The sequence below is a fragment of the Corynebacterium sp. AOP40-9SA-29 genome (assembly GCF_052377405.1).
Lineage (GTDB): Bacteria > Actinomycetota > Actinomycetes > Mycobacteriales > Mycobacteriaceae > Corynebacterium.
In genome coordinates this window covers 149,288-168,481 of record NZ_JBQSWR010000004.1, presented here as the reverse complement: position 1 = coordinate 168,481, position 19,194 = coordinate 149,288, and the positions used below count along the sequence as shown (strand labels likewise).

Here is a 19,194-nt window from a genome sequence, read left to right as displayed (position 1 = left end):
CCACCATATCGCCATTGACTTCCCACACGTTCCCACAGATACTGGGGACATGTACGCGCCACAGCGGCAGGATGTCATCGCCGGTCAGATCCAGGACCTCGGCGGTGCCTCCGTGTCCGAACTCGCTGAACGTTACGGTGTGTCGGCTGAGACGATCCGCCGTGACCTCGACACGCTCGAACGCCAGCAGCGCGTGACCCGTGTCCACGGTGGCGCCGTCCCCTACCGTGTCCACAGCGGCAATGAACACACCGTCGCCACCCGTGCCACCTCCTCGAAGGACGCCAAGGTGCGCATTGCCGCCGCGGCGGCCGGGCACTTCCCGCCGTCCGGCGGCTCCGTCCTTGTCGACTCCGGGACGACGACCGCCCTGCTGTGCCAGCACCTCGCCGAGCGCACCGACCTCACCGTGGTCACCAACTCCGTGCTGCTGTCCTATGAGCTTTCGCTGCAGGGTCCGTCCACCGACGGCCGGCGGCTGCACCTCGTCGGCGGCCGGGTACGCGGCATCACCCAGTCGGTCGTGGGGGCGGAGTCGGTGTCCGGGCTGCGCGGCCTGCGCGCCGACGTCGCCTTCCTCGGCGCCAACGGGGTCACCACCGACTTCGGCTTCTCCACCCCGGATCCGTCCGAGGCACAGACCAAGGCGGCGATGACCGGGGCCGCGCGAAGACGGATTGCCCTGGTGGACCGGTCAAAACTGGGCGAGGAACTACTCTGCGCCTTCGCCACCGTCGAGGACGTGGACCTCCTCATCACCGACGCACCCCCGGACAACCCCGTCGTCAGGGGACTCCGCCAACAAGGAATGGACGTGATTCACACGTGATCATCACCGTCACACCCAACCCCAGCATCGACCGCACCCAGCGGCTCCCCGGCCCGCTGGACGTCGGCGGGGTCAACCGGGTCGTCTCCGGGACCGACCAGGCCGGCGGCAAGGGCGTCAACGTGGCCACCGTCGTCCACCACGCCGGTGAGGACGTGGTGGCCGTGGTCCCCGCCGAGAGCCACGGCGACTTCGCCGACCTGGTCCGCGCCGGCGACGTCCCGGTGCGTTTCGTCGGCGGCGGGGCGGTGCGAGTCAACCTCACCCTCACCGACGGTGAGGGCGTCACCACGAAGATCAACTCCCCCGGCGACGCGTCCTCCGACGGCCGTTCCCTCACCGATGCCGTGGCCCAGACCATGTCGGAGGTCACCGCTCAAGGAGTCAGCGGACCGCACTGGCTCGTGCTCGCCGGCTCCCTGCCGCCCGGATTCCCCGACGACTGGTACGCGCGCATGACCGCCACCGCCCACGAGCAGGGCTTCCGCGTGGCCGTCGATACCTCCGACGCCGCCCTGGCAGCACTGGTCGACTTGTCCGATCGCAATCCGGCCGCCGCACCCGATCTGATCAAACCGAACTCCCACGAGCTCGCGCAGATCGTCGGCGGCGATGGGGACGCCATGGAGGACGCCGCGGCCGGCGGCGACCTCAGCGCCGTCACCGACGCAGCGTCCTCCCTGCTTGACCGCGGTTTCGGCGCCGCACTGATCTCCCTGGGTGCCGCCGGCGCACTGCTGGTCACCCGCGACGGCGACAGCGGCGCCTGGTTCTGCCCCAGCCCGAAGGTGTCCGCGGTCTCGACCGTCGGTGCCGGGGACTCTACCCTCGCCGGCTACGTCATCGGCGCCGCCCGTGAGCAGGACGCCCCGGCCAGGCTCGCCCTCGCCGTCGCGCACGGCTCCACCGCCGTCACCCTGCCGGGCACTACCCTGCCCACGCCCGACGACCTCCCGTCCGACCTTCCCGAATCAAGGAGAGTATGACAATGACCACGTCACCACCCACCACACCGGGCGGTCCCGACGACCGACCGGTCATCATCCCCGAACTCGTCTCCCTCGACGCGGACATCCCCGCGGAAAAGGAGGCCGTACTCACCGCGCTGGCCGACCTGCAGGTCAAGGCCGGCCGGGCCTCGGAGACCACGCAGCTGCTGGCGGATATCCACGCCCGTGAGGAGAAGGCCGCCACCGGGCTGCCCGGCGGCATCGCCATCCCCCACTGCCGCACCACCGCGGTGGAGGAGCCCTCGCTCGGTTTCGCCCGGCTGAAGACCCCCACCGACTTCGGGGCGGAGGAGAAGGACGCCGACGGCAACCCGCGCGGCACCGACCTGGTGTTCATGATCCTCGCCCCCGAGGGCGCCGGCAGTGCGCACATGAAGGTGCTCAGCACCCTGGCCCGCGCGCTGGTGAAGAAGGACTTCGTCGCCGCGCTGCGCGCCGCGCAGTCCGAGGAGGAGGTCGTCACCCTGGTCACCGACGTCCTCAACAAGAAGAAGGCGCCGAAGAAGGCGGCGGAACCGGCCGCAGAAACTGCCGAGTCGGCGGCACCGGCAGCGGCAGGAACTGCCGCCCCGGCGGCAGGCTCGTCCCGGGTGGTCAAACTCGTCGGCGTCACGTCCTGCCCCACCGGCATCGCCCACACCTACATGGCCGCCGACGCCCTCACCCAGGCCGCCGACGCCCGTGACGATGTGGAACTCGTCATCGAAACCCAGGGATCCTCGGGCGGCGACAAGCTGACCAAGGCCCAGATCGACGAGGCCGACGCCGTCATCTTCGCCCACGGCGTGGGCGTGCGCGATATCGAACGCTTCGCCGGCAAGCCCGTCGTCGACGTGCCCGTGAAGAAGGGCATCTCCGACCCGGACGAACTGATTGACCGGGCCATCACCGCCTCCACCGCCGACAACCCGCACCGGGTCTCCGCGACCGGCGGCAGTTCCGGTGACGGGGACGACGAGGACGGCGACATCGGCTGGGGCCGTCGCATCCAGCAGTCCATCATGACCGGCGTGTCCTACATGGTGCCCTTCGTCGCCGCCGGTGGTCTGCTCATGGCCCTCGGCTTCGTGATCGGCGGCTACAACGTGGCCAATGTGTGGCAGGACGTGGTCCAGGATTACTCGCTGTGGAACCTGCCCGACTACCTGCCCTATACGCTCGACGGCTCCGAGATCGAGTTGACGGATCGTTCCGGCTTGCTGCTCTACCTCGGTGCGGTGTTCTTCGGCGGCGGTGACGTGGCCATGAGCTTCCTGGTGGCCGCCCTCTCCGGTTACACCGCCTACGCGCTCGCCGGACGCCCCGGCATCGTGCCCGGCTTCGTCGGCGGTGCGATCTCCGTGCTCGTCGGTGCCGGCTTCATCGGCGGCCTGATCACCGGTGTCATCGCCGGTCTGGTCGCGATGTGGATCCAGTCCTGGAAGGTGCCGCGCTGGCTCGGCTCCATGATGCCCGTCGTCATCATCCCGCTGCTGGCCACGTTGGTCACAGCCGCATCAATGTTCCTCCTGCTCGGCCGCCCTCTGGCCGCCCTGATGGATGCGCTGCAGAACTGGCTGGCCGACATGTCCGGCTCCTCGGCGGTCATCCTGGGCCTGATCATCGGCCTGATGATGTGCTTCGACCTCGGCGGCCCGGTCAACAAGTCCGCGTACCTCTTCGGTACCGCCGGACTGTCCACCGGCGACCCCGCCGCCCTGCAGATCATGGCGGCGGTCATCGCCTCCGGTATGGTCCCGCCGCTGGCTCTGGCGCTGGCCACCACGGTGCGTCCGAAGCTCTTCAGCAAGGACGAGCGGGAGAACGGCAAGTCCTCCTGGCTGCTCGGTGCGTCCTTCATCACCGAGGGTGCAATCCCCTTCGCCGCGGCCGACCCGCTGCGCGTGATCCCCTCCATGATGGTCGGTGGCGCCGTCACCGGTGCACTGTCCATGGCCTTCGAGGTCGGCAGCCGTGCCCCGCACGGTGGTATCTGGGTGATGCCGCTGATGGACAACTGGTGGGGCTTCCTCATCGCCGTCATCGCCGGCACCGTGGTCTCTGCGATCGCCGTCGTGGTGGTCAAGCAGGTCACCGGCACCTCGGCACCCGGCGGCAACAAGAAGGCGTCCGAATCGTCCGACGCCGAACAGCCGGCGACGGTGTAACCGCTATGCCGCAGCGCCGTTGACGATCAGCCCGCCGTCGGCGTCCACCCGGACGTCGGCGGCGAAGGCGGCGGCGAGGTTGATCCGCTGCCAACTGCCCACCTCACGCCCATTGGCCGACTGGTCGTCCAGCGGGAAGCCCGCCGGCAGGGCCGTGGCCGCCAGCACCTGGGCACGCTGGCCCCAGGACAACTCCGGGAAGGCGTTCACCAGCAACTCCGGTGCACCCTGCGGGACGGTGAGGGACGCGTCCTGCTCCCCCACCCGGTCCATCCCCTCGGTCATCCGCTCGGTGAACTCCACGACCGCGACATCCGTCGTCCGGTAGGCCGTGTCCTGCGCAACGGCCTCGGCCAGAGGCCGTCCGGTACGCCACTCCAGCTCCGCACGCAGCTCCTCACCAGCCCCGGTGAGCACCTCGCGCATCCGCGGATCATTCCACCGGTCACCCGCGGCGGCCTGGCCGGTCATCCGCCCGCCGATCACGTCCAGCGGATAGTGCACACCCATCACCATGCGGTTATAGCCCGCCTCCGCACCGCGGGCGAGCAACTGCGGGGCGAGCTCCGGGAGCAGCACCGCCAGCAACGTGGTCGTCCAGCTGGCCTGGTTCGTGTGACCCGAGGGGAAGGACTTCGACCCGAGCTCGTAGAGGTCCTCGTTGCCACCACCGGTATGCTTCGTGATCCGCTCGGGAGCAGCCTCAAAGGGACGCTCATAACCGAAGATCTCCTTCTCGATCAGCGTGGAACTGGCCAGCCCGCCGGCCCGCGACAGATACCCGGAGTCCATCAGCGCCCGCGTCTTCGGCAGCCGGTTCTCCGCCAACGCGGTACGCAGGGCGGCGCCGAGCTCCTCGCCGAAACCGTCCGACAGGGCGGTGAGCAGGTCACCATCATCGGCGGCGGCGTCCACCTGGGCGCGCGCCACCGTCGCGGCGTCCGCCGTGTTATTAACCTCGACCACGGTGTCCAGGCTCTCCGCCATGACCTCCGGGTGATTGGCCCGCAGATCCTCGAAACTGCTGACCACCGAGTAGTAGGTGCCCTTGCCGTAGGAGCTGATGTCGGAGACATACCAGCCGTAATCCGACGGCGACAAGGGCTGCGGCACCGGGGCGCCGGCGTGCTGCACCGGCGGCACCGTCGCCGGGAGGTACTCCCCCACCTGCCCCGCGACGTCCGGCACCTGTGCCTGGGCCGGAACAGCGGTGATCGCCGCGCCGGCGGCGAGCACCGCCACGAGTACCGGGGACAGCACCCGCGCACTCCGGGGGCGGTGGACGTGTGTGCTCGGGACGGTCGGTGTCACCGGTTCTCCTCTGGGTCGTGCGCATCAGGGTCGTATGCGTCGCACGTTTTCGGCGCAACACTCTGAGGATAGGACGCTGTGATGGCCAACACATGAACAACCGGTGGACCCGGCGAGAATCTTGGTGACCGGGCCCCTACGGCAGGTCCACGGCGGCGACCGAGCCGTCGCGCCGGTGGTCCGCCGCACCGCTGACCCGCGGATCCTGCACGCGGATCACGCTGAGCCCGGAGTCGAAGCGTCCGGACTCCAGGTCGTGGCCCCAGTCCTCCAGCAGGCCACGCATCTTCTTCTGCTCGGCGTCGCCGCGCGCGGCATACACGCTGTTGCGGTTCGTGGCGCCGAAGTTCGGCATACGCACCGCCTCATCCGGGCTGAGGTTCCAATCCACCATCGCCACCAGGGCCTTAACCACGTAGGACGGGATCTTCCGTCCACCCGGCGAACCCAGCGCCATGAGCGGGTCATCGCCGGAACCGAAGACGAGCACCGGTGACATCATCGTGCGCGGACGCACCCCGGGCTCGCGGTAGTTCGGCTCACCCGGATCCGCGCGCCGGCTGAAGTTGTCCAGCGAGTTGTTCAGGAAGTAGCCGTTCTCCTGTACCCCGCTGCCGAAACTACGCTGCAACGTGGTGGTCAGGCTCGCCATGCTCCCGGCGGAGTCACGCACGGTGACCTGGGAGGTTCCCTGGTCATCGCTGTCCTCGTACTCGCCGTCCAACCCGTCGAGCTCCTCCGGTTCGAGGCCGCTGAGGGTCTTCTTCTGCCGGATGGAGTCCGCGGCGTCGTCCAGGTGGTCGGAGTCGGTGACGATATCCTCGACGTAGTTTTCCGTGGCCCCGGTCTCCTCGCCCATCCAGGTGTTGGCGTTGGTGAACGCGATGCGTTCGGCCTCCATCACCAGGTGCTGCGCGGTCGCGCGTGGCACCCCGTCCTTCGGGGTCAACCGGGCCAGATCCAGGCGCTCCAGGATGCCGAGCGCCTCGGCGACGACCATCATGCCGGTGTGCGTGGAATCCGGGCCGCACACGGAGTGCCCCTGGTAGTCCACGCACAGCGGGTCGGACGGCTCGATCGGGTCGTCAGTGGGCTCCAGGCCCGCCAGGTACTCGGCGTACTGCTCATTGGTGAGCGTATCGCCAGCCTCCGGCAGATCGTCGAAGAGCTCGCTGCGCGCCGACATAGCTTTGGCGAGACGCTCGGTGACCTCGAAACCCTCCGAGGCCAGCGTCCTCGCCGGGGCCGTCAGGTCCTCCAGCGACTTCGTCCCGAACCGGTCGCGCAGCGAATCCATCAGGCGGTCGGTCTGCGGCACGCCGATCGACTCGTCGTCGTAGGACGCATCGTCCTGCGGCGCGTAGACGGTGCCATCGAAGCTCTCCGTGGTACCCGACTGGGCGTCGTGGTAGACCACCAGGCCACCACCGCCCGGGCCGGAGTACTGCGGTTCCGTCAGACCCAGGACGTACTGGGCGGCGACGACTGCGTCGGCCGCCGTGCCGCCATCGGCGAGCACGCTGCAGGCGGCTTGCGTGGCGGCGGGGTCCGGGGTGGACACCATGCCACCGTGCACGGACCCGGTGGCCTCAGCGCCACCGTCACTACCAGCACGGCAGGAGTCGTCCGGCGCTGTCGGCAGCGGGTCCGGGGCGGGAGGTTCCTCCCTGCCCGAGCCGCCGATTGTGCACGAGCTGACCATCACGACGACCAAGAGTACGCCCGCGAGCTGACGGAGCTTGGCACCCAGATCTAGGCCCACGCCATCACCGGGACCGCGACGGCGGCGCAGCCTGCCAGCGACAGGCCCATGCCCAGCGAGGTGCGTTTCGCCCCGTACTGCACGAGGTCATTGGCGATGATGGCCGGCAGCACACAGAAGACCACGTTCTGCGGCCCGCCGAAGCGCAGGCCCCACACGGTGGCCGCCACCAGCTCGAGCGCGGTGACCAGGGTGAACGCCAGGGCGCACAGGAGCACGAAGCGGTCCTTGCCGAACAGCGGGACCGTGCGCGAGTACGGCAGGTACACGGCGAGCAGGAGCACGGTGGCGACGGCAAGCACCACCAGGTACGTCCAGCTCGTCAGCGCGGCGACCATGATGCCGGCGGTGACGTAGCCACCGGTGCGCAGCTTGTGGGAGCGCACCGTGCCCTCCTGCACCAGCACGGCGAAGAGCACGGACAGGGCGCTCATGAGGAAGAGCATCGGCAACGGTTCGACGTCCGCGTGGGTGATGCTGTCGGCCAGGGACAACGGCAGGACCGTAGAGGTCAGCAGCGTGATCGCCAGGCCGAGGACGCCGGTGAGCGGAACCATCCATGCCAGCGGCACCATCGAGCGCACCACACCCTGCTTGATCAGGGAGTTGCAGATCATGCCGGGCACGATCACGCCGACCAGGGCGAGTCCGTCGCCGGGCACCCCGCCGAGCACCCAGGAGGTGACGGCGAGCCACAGGCCGCCGCAGGCCACGCCCACTCCCAGGCCGATCGCGAAGATCTGGCGCGGCCGGGGCAGGAAAATCTTCAGGATGACGTACCTGATCAGCAGGTAGCCGACGAGTGCAGAGCCAAGTGTGGCGAGCACATTGAGCGGCATGTACAGCGAGGAGGCCAGGTAGCCGACGGCCAGGGAACCTCCGACGGAGATCTGACGGCGACGGAAGTAGAGGTAACTCACCAGCAGGCCGGTGAGGAAGGTGACGTGGACGAGGTCGGTGAGGAATCCGTAGGAACCGATGTACTGGTAGGTCACGCCGCGACCGCCTCGATGTGCTCCTCGGCCAGAGCGCCGACGTAGCGCTCCATGGCCGTGACGTGCTCGGTGTGGATGTTGACCATGCCGAAGATGGCGACGTCCTCACCCTCGAAACCGGCGCGGGCGCGGGCCACGAGGTCACGTCCGTCCGCACCCTGCTCGCCGTCGAGGTCGCTGGTGGTGACGATCTTGTCGTCATCGACACCGGCGTTGAGCAGCTTCAGGCGGACCACGTCCTGAATCTCGCCGTAGAGCACCACCCGGTCAACGTCGCCGTCCAACTCGGTGGCGACGAGGTCGACGAACATGGCGGCGCGGTCGGTGCGGTCGGCGCGGTTATTCAGCGCGACGACCCTGCGGCACGGCGGCAGGTCTTCGTCCAGCACGTCGTGGAAGACCTTCGTGGTGGACTCCCAGTCGTTGACCGCGAACATCGGCACCCAGTAGAACGGGCCGGTCGAGACGTCGCGGACGTGGGCGATGCGGGTGGTGCCCGGATCCGGTTCGGCAGAGATCATGCCGCGGGCGGCGACGTCGGCGTCGATGCCGAGCGCTTCAGCGACGGCGAGTGCCACCGCCACGTTCTCTTCGAACTGGCGGTAGTCGAAGCGGCTGCACAGGCTGCGGGAGAGGTCACTGTCCTGGGCGACGATGAGGCGGGAACCCCGCTCCTCGCAGTGCCGGCGGATGATCCGGACGATCTTCGGGTCGCGCTCACCGGTGATGACCAGGCCGCCCTGCGGCACCGTCGAACACAGGGATGCGGCGATCTCCTCCAGCGTGTCGCCCATGTCCTCCTGGTGGTCCAGGCGGACGTTGGTGAGCACCGTGATCGGCGAGCGCAGGATCACGTCCTGGCACAGGGACTGGTACTTCGGCTTCACGGCCATGCACTCCACGACCAGGGCCTCTACGGGGTCGTTGGCACCGTCGATCCACTCGGCGAGGAAGCGGTACTGCTCGTTGATATTGGCCGGACCCGTGCGCTTGATGGGGTGCTCGCCGGCCTGGCTGTCGATGACGCACGCGTAGGTGCCGGTGGTCTTCGAGATGGTGGTCTTGCCGGCCTCGCGGAGCACGCCACCGATCATGCGGGTCACCGTGGACTTTCCACGAATGCCGTTCACGTGGACGTTGATGTCCAGGCTATCCATCCGCCGACGGTGACGGACTTCCTTACGATGGAAAGCCGCTATCCCGGTTGTCGCAGTCAATGCGGACAGGGACAGAAATGCGAGCATGGATGAAACTCCTTGGGGGAATACGTGAGGGGGTATGACAGCGAAACAGGACAGAAACATTTCCTGTTTTAATGTTTTAGTCCGGTAACACTCCTGGTAGGAGCGCTGCACTTCGGGCACACTAACCCGGCACCATCAGCCTCGCAACCCTGGAACTTCCAATATTCACTCCGAATTGAAGTAGGTTACGCAGTTTTCAAGAAGCCCGGAATATAGGGAAGATATAGGGTTTCTCTGCGATGCCATTTTCATGCGGCAAGGATTCCTTTCGCTACCTCGCGCACAGCGCCGAACCGCCCGCCCTCTCGTCTGCCTCGGCAAATACACTCCCGCCGACGACGCGGACCACACTCAGCGCGCTGTCCGTTCCCGTACGGTCCCCTGTGACCGCGCCCTCAACGTACGTTTCGTCGCGTCCGATCGCCCCGTAGTTGTCGGCGTCGATGGCCCGCCTCGTCGTCATCCCACGGTCCAAGATTCCGACCGTGGTCTTGATCACATAGGACGGAATCGCGCCGCCGCCGGGGCTCCCCATCGCCAGAATCGGCGAGCCGTCACGGAAGACGATCACCGGAGTCATCGCCGTCTTCGGACGCACCCCGGCCGCCCGCTGGTTCGTCGCCTTCGCCGACGTGCTGAAGTTCTCCATCGAGTTGTTCATGAAGAAGCCATTGCGCAGCTCCCCGGAGCCGAAGTGCTGGTGCAGGGTGCTGGTCACGCTGGCCATGCTCCCGTCCCCGTCGCGCACCGTGATCTGCGAGGTCCCCTCTTCCCGGTTGGGCAGGTACGTACCCTTGTCGCCCTCGAGGGGATCCGGGTCGATCTGCCCCAGAGTGGAGTCCGCGCTGATCCGCGCGGCCTGCTTCTTCAGATGCTCCGGGTTGGTGACCAGGGAGTCCACATAGTCCCGGGAGAGCTCCGGGTCGACCGTGGGGTCCTGCATCCAGGTATTCCCGTTGGTCAGGGCAAGACGCTCGGCCTCGGTGACCACGTGCCGCGGATCAGCGCCCAGTTCCAGTTCATCGAGGATGCCGAGCGCCTCGCCGACGACCATCATGCCGGTACCCGTCGACCCGGAGCCGCAGACATCATGGCCGCGGTAGTCGGCGCACAGCGCGTCCTCGGACGCGATACGACCGGAGACCTTCAGCCCGCGCAGGTAGTCCGCGTAGGACGGATTGGTCAGCACGTCTCCTGCCGCCGGGAGGTTCGTCGCGGACACACCCGGCCACGGCATGCCCGTCATCACGTCGTGCCGGCGCTTCACCGCCCCCACGAAGCGCTTACTCGCCCGGAAGCCCCCGTCGGCCAATTCCGCGACGGGCGCCAGCACGTCGCTGAACGCCTTCGCCCCGTACGCCCCCTGGATCGTCCGCATGAGCTGGGGCGTCTGCGGGACGCCGGACGCGCCCGTGCCGTCATCCCCCTGCGGCGCGGGCACCGACGCGTTCCACGTCCGTGTCTCGCCAGACGCCGCGTCGTAGTAGACGGCGACGGCCCCGCCGCCCGGCCCCGAGGACTGGGGCTCAGTGAGCCCCAGCGTGAACTGTGCGGCGGCGACGGCGTCCGCCGCCGTCCCGCCGTCGGCCAGCGTCCTGCAGGCGATGTCGGACGCATAAGGGTCCGGAGTGACCACCACCGCATCATCCTTCGTCCCCTTCGCCGACAGCGACCGAGAGACCTGTGTGGCGTCCTCGCACGACTGCCCTGCCTTGAACGAGGCATCCTCAATCGCCGGACTCGTCGTGCCTGGGGCCTCCCCGGGGGCCTCCCCTGCCCCAGAGTCGATCCCTGTGCAGGCCGCCAGCAGCCCGACGGCGGTCAACACGGTCACCGTAGTGCGGAAGTACGTCACCGGGCGCTCTCTTTCGGGTGGGAGGGGCCTGAAGATTCACATCGTGCACCTTGCACCCTAACCCAGAATCCCTTGCCCGCCGAAGGAAATACAGGATTGCGATATGCCCCCTGACCACCCGCGATACCCCGGTGGGTACCTGGCCCCTCCCCTCCCCGTGCGTCAGGGTTCGGTGAGGTAGTTGGTGAGCAACTCGTTGGCCATGAAGTCGACGTCGTAGGCATGCTCCGGGGAGAAGAGAGTTCCCCAGGCCGTGGCGTCGTAGCTCTTCACCAGGTCCCGCCCCATGCCGACGACGTGGAACTCGATCACCGAATCATCCACGATACGCACCGAAGCGAGATGGAGATCGTCACCGAGGGACTCTGTCGTGGCATGCCAGTTCTCCAGGACCTTCCCGGCGAGCCGGTAGAGGTAGTCGGCTCCGTATCCGACGTCGACCATTCGAATCTCACTCCCTTTCATCTGCTTACATCCAGGACGAAAAAAGACCCCCGGCTTCCGATCAATGATCGGAAGCCGAGGGCCTATCTAGTAGCGGGGGCAGGATTCGAACCTACGACCTCTGGGTTATGAGCCCAGCGAGCTACCGAGCTGCTCCACCCCGCGACGGGTAACCTTCTCGGAGAAGTTGTTCTCCGTGTCGGCGACTCCCATAGCGTAACGCACTGCCGTACGAATGTGAAATCGCGCGCCGCCGGCAGGCAAAAGAGCAGCGCACCGGGGGTTTCCCGGTGCGCTGCTCATCTCATGGTCTTTCGACGGAAGGACCGGTAGGAACTACTGGGCGGCGCTCACTGCGGCGTCCAGTGCGTCCAGTGCCCGGCCGAACTCCTCGAAGGTGCCGTTCTCGCGGGCGTCGTTGACGTTGTCCATGGCCTCACGGATCGCCGAGAGCTCGGACTCCGACGGCTCATTGCCGCTGGTCGACCCACTGTCCGGAGTCTCCGCCGCCGAAGAGGACGGCGAGGAACTCGAGGTCGAGGTGCTGTCCGAGTCGGAGTCGGCGTCCGAATCGTCCCCACCGGCGGCCGCGGCGTTCTCGTCGGCGGCGTCACCGCCGGACTCGGCGATCTCGGTGACCGCGTCCGGGTCGATGCCGACCTGCTCGAGAGCCTCGGCGACAGTCGGGGCGTAACCGACCGAACCGTTGTAACTCACCAGCACGCGCAGCAGCTTGGGGAATGCGGACTCCTGGTCGGCACGCTGCGAGTACACCGGCTCGACGTAGAGGATCTGTCCGTCACCGACCGGCAGCGTCAGCAGGTTGCCGTTGGTCAGGGTGTTCGTACCCTCCAGCAGGGTGCGCTCACGGGCAATCTCGTCGGAGGACATCATCGTGTCCTGCGCCTGCTTCGGACCCTGTGTCTGGGTATTCGTCGGCAGCTGTCGGACGTAGATGCGACCGTAGGTCTCCGGGTCGGAGCTGACGGTCATGTGCGCGGCGAGGAACTCACGACGCAGACCACGGAACGGGGTGATCAGCTGGAAGCTGGGCCGGTTCGTCTCGGGGTCGGTAGCCACCACGTGGTACGGCGGCTGGTTGAGCTCCTGGCCACCCTCGGGTGCCGTCGGGTCACCGGGGACGGACCAGAAGGCGTCGTTGGTGAAGAAGGTTCCCGGGTCATCCACGTGGTACTTGGCGATCAGTTCACGCTGGACCTTGAACAGGTCCTCCGGGTAACGCAGGTGCTCCATCAGCTCATCGCTGATCTCGTCCTTGTCCTTCACGACGTCCGGGAAGACACCCTCCCACGCCTTGAGGACCGGGTCCTCCTCGTCGAACTCGTAGAGGTCCACGGAACCGTCGTAGCCGTCGACGACGGCCTTGACGGAATTGCGGATGTAGCTGACCTCATTGGAGACCGCGCGCTGCTGCGATGCCGGATCCTCAGTGAGGGTGTCCTCCGTGGCGGAATCCAGCTCGGTGCGCTCAGAGTAGGGCAGGTTCTCCAGCGTGGTGTAACCGTCCACGATCCACTTGATCCGGCCGTCGATGACCACCGGGTAGGTCTTGGAGTCGGTGGTCAGCCACGGGGCGACCTTGTGCACGCGCTCGCGCGGGTCACGGTCGTAGAGGATCTTCGAGTCGTCGCCAATGACGTCCGACAGGAGGATGTTCATCTCCTGGAACTTCGCGGCGTACATCGCACGGGAGAAGATATTCGACACGCCCACGCCGCCGTCACCGGAGTAGGTGTACTCGGTGTTGTCGGTGTCGTACTCGCGCGGGGTGCCGGAGCCGTCGTCGCCGACGATGGCGTAGTCAGCGTTCGCCTCATTCGTGCCGGCGATGACCGGGCCGTAGTAGATGCGCGGCTGCTCCATATTGAGCTCGAGCTCGCCACCCTGGCTGTCGGCTTCCAGGTTCTGCAGGTCGGAGACCGTGTAGATCGGGTAACCACCACGGGCGGACGCGGCGTCCTGCGCGACCTCGTCGACAGTATTCGCCGGCGCGGCGATGAAGCCGTTGCCGTGGGTGTAGACGGTGTGCTGGTTGATCCAGTCCGTCTGGTTGCCGGACAGGGCGTTCGGGTCGATCTCGCGGGCGGCGACGACGAAGTCGCGCATATCGCCGTCCACGTCATAACGGTCGACGGAGAGCTCGTCGGGGAAGCCGTAGAAGTTACGCAGCTGCTGCTGCTGGGTGAACGTCGGTGCGAGCACGTCCGGGTCCAGCAGGCGGATGTTGGACAGCGTGGCGTCGTCATCGGCGATGGAGCGGCGCTCGCTGGCGTCGCCGGAGGTCTGGCCACCCCAGTTGCGCTCGTAGGTCACCTGGCCGTCCGGATTCTCGTAGCCTTCGCGGGCACTGTCGGTGGCGGTCTCGATGCCGTAGGCCTGACGCGTCGACTCGATGTTGCGGGCGATGTACTCCCGCTCCTTCTCGGCACGGTTCGGGTTCACGGAGAACTGCTCCATGACCGCCGGCCAGCCCACGCCAATCGCCAGGTTGGCGACGACCATCAGGGCCACGGCCAGTGCCGGGATGCGCAGGTCCTTCAGCACGATCGAGCTGAAGAACATCGCGGCGACGAACAGGGACACGACCAGCAGCAGAATCTTCGCCGGCAGGATCGCGTTGATGTCGGTGTAGGAACCACCGGTGAAGGTGTCGTGCTGGTTGTTCAGCAGGGCGTAGCGCTGGAACCAGTAGTCCACGGCCTTGAGCAGCATCCAGATACCGGCGATGATCGCCAGCTGGCGGCGGGCCGGAGCCCCGATGCGCGCCTTCTCCCCCACCCGCGGGTTGCCGGTGCTGATGGTGCCGAGGAGGTAGTGCGCCAGCAGGTTCACCAGGAACGCCACGATGACCAGCACCGAGAGCGTGCCCAGCACGAAGGTCAGCAACGGCAGGGTGAAGGCGTAGAACCCGAGGTCCATCTGGAACTGCGGGTCCTGGACGCCGAAGTCACCGCCGGAGAGGAACAGCCGCACGGTGCGCCAGTTGCCCTGGGCGATCATGCCCGTCACCACGCCTGCGATCAGCGGGACGATGATGAGGAACGGCCGGATTGCCCGGCGGATCTCCGCACGGTTGATCGTCAGCGGGGAGTCGTCACCGCCGAGGCCGATCTGGGACACGTCCGGGAAGTCGGATTCCTTCGGTGCCGCCCGGAAGGCGGCAAAGCACGCACCCCAGACGATGGCGGCGGCCACGAGCCCGAACACGATGAACAAGATCACCCGGGTGACGAGGACGCTGAGGAATATAGCCTGGAAGTCGATCGACCGGAACCACTGCAATTCGGTGTAGTTCGAGACGATGACCGGGACTAGGAAAAAGAGCAGAGCGATCACCACGGCGACCACGCCGAGGATCTTCGATCTGCGTCCTGGTTTTGGAATCTCCGGGATGCTCAAGGGTTCAGTTCTCTCCTGCTGTCGGTCATGAGAGTCGGACCGACCCCCTGAGTCCGGCGGTTGAAGCACCGGCGGCTCGGGCTGTCGGATTCCGACGACAAAACTGTCTGGGTCTAGACTACTGTCCGCACCCGTCCGCCGTCACCGTGAGGTCCACCTAGATGAACGCCAGTAACCACACGAGCGACATCCGTCCGCTCAACGCCGCCCTCCGCGAGGCCGTCGATTTCGTCCACGCCGAGGGCTGGGACCGTCCGGCGACGCTATTCGCGCTGGTCCCCACCGAACTCGTGCAGGACGTCATCGCCGCCGGCGACGACTCCGGGGAGGACGGTGCCGGCGGCCCAGACGGCACCGGCGCCGCTGCGTCCCCCCTCTCCCTGATCGTGCAGGACGACCTGCCGGACCACATCCAGCCCGGCTCCAATGAGCTCGGCGAGTACGTCGCGACCGTGCGCTGGCCCGAGGTCGTGGTCGGTGCGGTGCTGGCTCAGGAGATCATGTTCCGCAACTCGGCGGATCCGGAGGCCGTGCCGCGTCAGGCGAGAATCTTCACCGGTGTTGTCGACGGTGGCCCGGACCGCACGCTGCTGCAGCTGCGCCCGGACGAGGCCGATCTCGCCGACGATCCTTTCGCCGAGGACAAGGTCGAACTACTCGGCGGGATGGACGGCGCGGAGATCGCCCCCGGCGTGACCGCGATGCTGCGGTTCACCTTCGAGGACTGATCTGAATCAGTTGCAGGTGGGCGCGTCCCCACCGTTGTTGTAGGCCTCCAGGGCATCCACCGCCCCGTCGAGGGTGTCGACCGACAGCAGGTCGATGTCCCCGTCGTAGGAGCGCCCCGCCGCCTCACTGCAATTGCCGGACGGCACGAGGAAGACCTCGGCCCCGGCGTGCTGTGCGGCGGCGATCTTGTGCGTGATGCCGCCGATCGGCCCCACCGTGCCGTCGGCGGAGATCGTGCCCGTGCCGGCGACGAACTTTCCGCCACTGAGCTCACCGGGCGAGAGTTTATCGACAACGGCGAGGGAGAACATCAGGCCGGCGCTCGGCCCGCCGATGTCCTTGAGGTTGTAGCGAACCTTCAGGTCCCCGGCCGGCTGGGCAACCATGGTGACCCCCAGGTACGCCCGGTCGGACTCGCCGGCGTCCTCCGCCGCGGAGGCCGAGGCGTCCGACGTCAGTTCCTCGGGAACCTCCCCGAGGGTGACGGTCTCGGTGACTTCCGACAGCCCGCGCTGCACCGTCAGCTCGACGTCGTCGCCGGGCGCGTGCTCGGCGACGGCGGCGGCAACGTCTGCCGGCAACGTGACCTCGGTGTCGCCGACGGCGGTGATGACGTCGTTCTCCCGCAGCGTGCCGGCGGCGGGTGCGTCGTCGGCGATCTCGTAGACGGTGGTCTCCAGCGGCCGGTCCAGGTAGCCCATCGCCGCGACCGTGGCATTGGACTCGGAGGCGGCGAAGGCCGCGGCATTGCGGCGCGCGACCTCCTCCGGCGTGGAATCCGAGGGGATGACCTGCTCAACCGGAACGATCGTGTCATCGCTGGCCAGCCAGCGCTTCATCGTCTCGGCGAGGCTGAGCTTGGTGCGCACCGCCACGGTCGTCATGTTCAGCTGCCCGTCGGAGTCTGACAGGTCTTCGTCCAGCTCGGCGTCCGTCCCGGTGATGTCGACGACCGGGGTGCCGTTGACCTCCCCGAGCGTGTCATAGGTCGGCCCCTCCCCCTCGGCGGCGAAAGGCACGGTGAGGTTGACGTCCGTGCCGGGGATCGTCGGCACCGCGAGCAACGCCACCAGCGCGACGACGGGCACCAGCCCGACGACGACGGTGCGCACGCGCCGCCGGCCGGCGGTTGCGCCGGACGTGCCGGACGTCGTGCCGTCGGTACGGCTGCTCGGGTCGCCGGAGTCGCTGGAGTCGTTGTAAGGGGGGATACGGGAACTCACCCACGACACATTACAGGCCCGGACGGACATGGACGGTGTTCGCTGTCAGCGCACGCGGAGCGGTGCGTCCCGCTGCAGGGCGCGGGTAGTGTCGTGGCATGAGCAATTTCGGATTCGGATTCAACGGCCCTGACGACGAGTCGGACGACGAGCGTCGGCGGCGGGAGAACGAGAACGGGGGCTCGAACAACTCCGGGAACTCCGGGAACTCGGGTAACGACCCGTTCGGCTTCGGGGCCAACCCCTTCGGCATGTTCTTCGGAAACCAGGGTGGCCAGGGGGGTCAGGGCGGCCAGCCGGGACTGGGCGACATCCTCGGCCAGTTCGGTTCGATGCTGAGCGGCTTCGGCAAGGACATGAACTCGCCGGACGCACAGGGCCCGGTCAACTACGCCCTCGCCGAGCGCATCGCCCGCCAGCAGCTCTCCGGCACGGCTGCGAAGAGCCAGCCCTCGTCGAAGGACAGTCAGGCCGTTGCCGAGTCCGTCCGGCTGGTCGAGCTGTGGTTGGACGAGTCCACCACCCTGCCCGCCGGCGCGACCGGGTCGGTCTCCTTCACCGGTTCGCAGTGGCTGGACGAGACCCTGCCTCGCTGGAAGCGGGTCATCAACCCGCTCGCCGAGAAGTTGGGCGATGCCACCATGCAGGGCATGCCCGAGGAAATCCGGGCGCAGATGGGGCCGATGGCCGGGATCTTCAACCAGGTCAACGGAATGAACTTCGGTATGCAGCTGGGCCGCGCGCTCGGCGAACTCGCCGGCAGCGTCGCGATGTCCACCCAGTGGGGTATCCCGCTGGCCGAGGGTTCCGTGGCCGCCATCGCCACCGACCGGCTCGATGACCTGTCGAAGAAGCTCGGTGCGGAGCGTCGGGAGACGTTGATCTACCTCGCCGCCCGCGAGGCCGCGCACCTGCGTCTCTTCCAGCACGTGCCGTGGCTGGTAGAGCGGGTGATCCTCGACGTCGAGGAGTTCGCCACCGGCCTGAGCCTCGACAACTCCGCCCTGGAGGAGGCCAGCCAGGAGTTCAACCCGGAGATGCTGGGCGATCCGGAGAAGCTGCAGGAGATGATGTCGCAGCTGCAGAACTCCGACCTCTCCCCCACCATCGTGTCCTCCACCGACCACGCGCGGGTCCGCCTGGAGACCAGCCTGTCGCTCATCGAGGGCTGGGTCGACGTGGTCGTCGGCGAGGCACTGGGCGAGCGTCTGCCCGTGGCCTCGAGCATCGGCGCGGCGTGGTCCATCTACCGCGACAACGACCAGCCCGGTATGGAGGCCCTGGTGAAGACGGTGGGCATCAGCCTGTCGGCTCCGAAGGCGTCCGAGGCCGCTGAGCTGTGGCGTCGTCTGACCGTGGCGGTGGGTACCGAGCGTCGTGACGACGTGTGGAACCACCCGGACTTCCTGCCGGTCGACAGCGACCTGGACTCCCCCGCCGGCTTCATCGACTCCATCCTGGCCTCGCAGGAAGACATCAACGGCTTCGACCCGATCGGCGAGATCGAGAAGCTCGAGCGTGAGCTCAACGAGGGCTTCGACGGCCCGAGCGAGTCTGACGAGAAGGACGGCGACTCCGACGACTCGGACGACTCCGGCAAGTAGGTCAGTCCACGTCCCCGGACTCGTCGGTGTTCCCCACGCCCCAGCGCCCGTAGGCCTCCAAGTATCCGGCGGCCCGCTCGGCCTGGGGCGCTTTTGCTGCCCACTCGTGGAACTCCGGGCCGTGATCCGGGATCCAGGTGTGCACCAGTTCGTGGATGATCACCGAGTCCAGGACGTAGCCGGGCACTTCCTTGAGCCGGTCAGACACCCGGATCCTGCCTGAGTCCACCGAACAGCTCGCCCACCGGCGTGACATATTGCCCACCCAGCGCACACTGCGGAACTCCGCCCTGCCCTCCAGGTACTTGTCGTTGAGTTCGGCGGCGCGCAGCAGCAGATCATCATCGGACGCCTGCCCGGCGGCGGCGCTGTTGCGTCGGCGCACCCGGTCGACGAGGTCGCTGGTGCTGCGCCGCAGGTTCGCCGCATCCATCGACATGGGGGCCAGGACGATCACCCGGCCGCGCTCCATGCGTCCGGCGATGGTGCGTTCCCGACGAGCCGACAGCCGGATCTCGACATCCGGGGCGAAGTCGTCGACGACCTCGAGCTGTGCCCTGGTCGGGGTCCGTCGCCGTCCTGCCATGGTCCACCTTTCGCGGTGTCGTCGACCCGCTGCAC

The 19,194-nt window shown here is 67.5% G+C and carries 14 protein-coding genes and 1 tRNA gene; 5 read left to right on the top strand and 10 right to left on the bottom strand.

From position 1 onward, the window contains the following. The first annotated feature begins 49 nt into the window (after nt 1-49). The 3 genes from ACT3SZ_RS08980 to ACT3SZ_RS08970 are packed head-to-tail and all read left to right on the top strand — an operon-like array spanning nt 50 to nt 3,986. On the top strand, nt 50-829 hold the full coding sequence (locus ACT3SZ_RS08980; RefSeq protein WP_444618201.1) for a DeoR/GlpR family DNA-binding transcription regulator: 780 nt from the start codon (nt 50-52) through the stop codon (nt 827-829). Beyond that, entirely contained in the window at nt 826-1,815 is a 990-nt protein-coding gene (locus ACT3SZ_RS08975) for a 1-phosphofructokinase family hexose kinase (protein ID WP_444618200.1), read from the top strand. The genes ACT3SZ_RS08980 and ACT3SZ_RS08975 overlap by 4 nt, the downstream gene beginning before the upstream one ends. 2 nt (nt 1,816-1,817) lie before the next feature. Beyond that, entirely contained in the window at nt 1,818-3,986 is a 2,169-nt protein-coding gene (locus ACT3SZ_RS08970; protein WP_444618199.1) for a PTS fructose transporter subunit IIABC, read from the top strand. Nucleotides 3,987-3,989: 3 nt separating this feature from the next. On the opposite strand, the gene ACT3SZ_RS08965 is transcribed toward ACT3SZ_RS08970, so the two are convergent. The 8 genes from ACT3SZ_RS08965 to ACT3SZ_RS08930 form a co-directional block, all read right to left on the bottom strand. Beyond that, nucleotides 3,990-5,297: an acid phosphatase gene (locus ACT3SZ_RS08965; RefSeq protein ID WP_444618198.1), complete on the bottom strand. Its 1,308-nt coding sequence runs from the start codon at nt 5,295-5,297 to the stop codon at nt 3,990-3,992. Nucleotides 5,298-5,433: 136 nt separating this feature from the next. After that, entirely contained in the window at nt 5,434-6,999 is a 1,566-nt protein-coding gene (locus tag ACT3SZ_RS08960; RefSeq protein WP_444618349.1) for a gamma-glutamyltransferase, read from the bottom strand. 50 nt (nt 7,000-7,049) lie between these two features. Further along, nucleotides 7,050-8,054, bottom strand: a complete 1,005-nt coding sequence (locus ACT3SZ_RS08955; RefSeq protein WP_444618197.1) for a poly-gamma-glutamate biosynthesis protein PgsC/CapC — start codon at nt 8,052-8,054, stop codon at nt 7,050-7,052. Continuing rightward, nucleotides 8,051-9,298 carry a poly-gamma-glutamate synthase PgsB gene (gene pgsB, locus ACT3SZ_RS08950; protein WP_444618196.1) on the bottom strand — a complete coding sequence of 416 codons (1,248 nt, stop codon included), beginning with the start codon at nt 9,296-9,298 and terminating at the stop codon, nt 8,051-8,053. The genes ACT3SZ_RS08955 and pgsB overlap by 4 nt, the downstream gene beginning before the upstream one ends. A 271-nt stretch (nt 9,299-9,569) precedes the next feature. Beyond that, nucleotides 9,570-11,153 (bottom strand): gamma-glutamyltransferase, encoded by a 1,584-nt coding sequence (locus ACT3SZ_RS08945; protein WP_444618195.1) that lies wholly within the window; start codon nt 11,151-11,153, stop codon nt 9,570-9,572. Nucleotides 11,154-11,315: 162 nt separating this feature from the next. Next, the gene (locus ACT3SZ_RS08940) at nt 11,316-11,597 is read right to left on the bottom strand and encodes a hypothetical protein (RefSeq protein WP_444618194.1); all 282 of its coding nucleotides are present in this window, start codon (nt 11,595-11,597) and stop codon (nt 11,316-11,318) included. Between the two features lie 91 nt (nt 11,598-11,688). Beyond that, nucleotides 11,689-11,762: transfer RNA gene (locus ACT3SZ_RS08935), tRNA-Met, on the bottom strand. A 171-nt stretch (nt 11,763-11,933) separates the two neighbouring features. After that, the gene (locus ACT3SZ_RS08930) at nt 11,934-15,017 is read right to left on the bottom strand and encodes a UPF0182 family protein (RefSeq protein WP_444618193.1); all 3,084 of its coding nucleotides are present in this window, start codon (nt 15,015-15,017) and stop codon (nt 11,934-11,936) included. 161 nt (nt 15,018-15,178) lie between these two features. Here ACT3SZ_RS08930 and ACT3SZ_RS08925 point away from each other — a divergent pair, with 161 nt between their 5' ends. Further along, the gene (locus ACT3SZ_RS08925; RefSeq protein ID WP_444618192.1) at nt 15,179-15,745 is read left to right on the top strand and encodes a PPA1309 family protein; all 567 of its coding nucleotides are present in this window, start codon (nt 15,179-15,181) and stop codon (nt 15,743-15,745) included. 6 nt (nt 15,746-15,751) lie between these two features. On the opposite strand, the gene ACT3SZ_RS08920 is transcribed toward ACT3SZ_RS08925, so the two are convergent. After that, nucleotides 15,752-16,858, bottom strand: a complete 1,107-nt coding sequence (locus ACT3SZ_RS08920; protein ID WP_444618348.1) for a YlbL family protein — start codon at nt 16,856-16,858, stop codon at nt 15,752-15,754. Between the two features lie 209 nt (nt 16,859-17,067). Here ACT3SZ_RS08920 and ACT3SZ_RS08915 point away from each other — a divergent pair, with 209 nt between their 5' ends. Further along, complete coding sequence (locus ACT3SZ_RS08915) at nt 17,068-18,573, top strand: zinc-dependent metalloprotease (protein WP_444618191.1); 1,506 nt, start codon at nt 17,068-17,070, stop codon at nt 18,571-18,573. 1 nt (nt 18,574) lies between these two features. Here ACT3SZ_RS08915 and ACT3SZ_RS08910 read toward each other — a convergent pair whose 3' ends face one another. Next, the gene (locus tag ACT3SZ_RS08910) at nt 18,575-19,159 is read right to left on the bottom strand and encodes a M48 metallopeptidase family protein (protein WP_301442289.1); all 585 of its coding nucleotides are present in this window, start codon (nt 19,157-19,159) and stop codon (nt 18,575-18,577) included. Between the last annotated feature and the right edge of the window lie 35 nt (nt 19,160-19,194).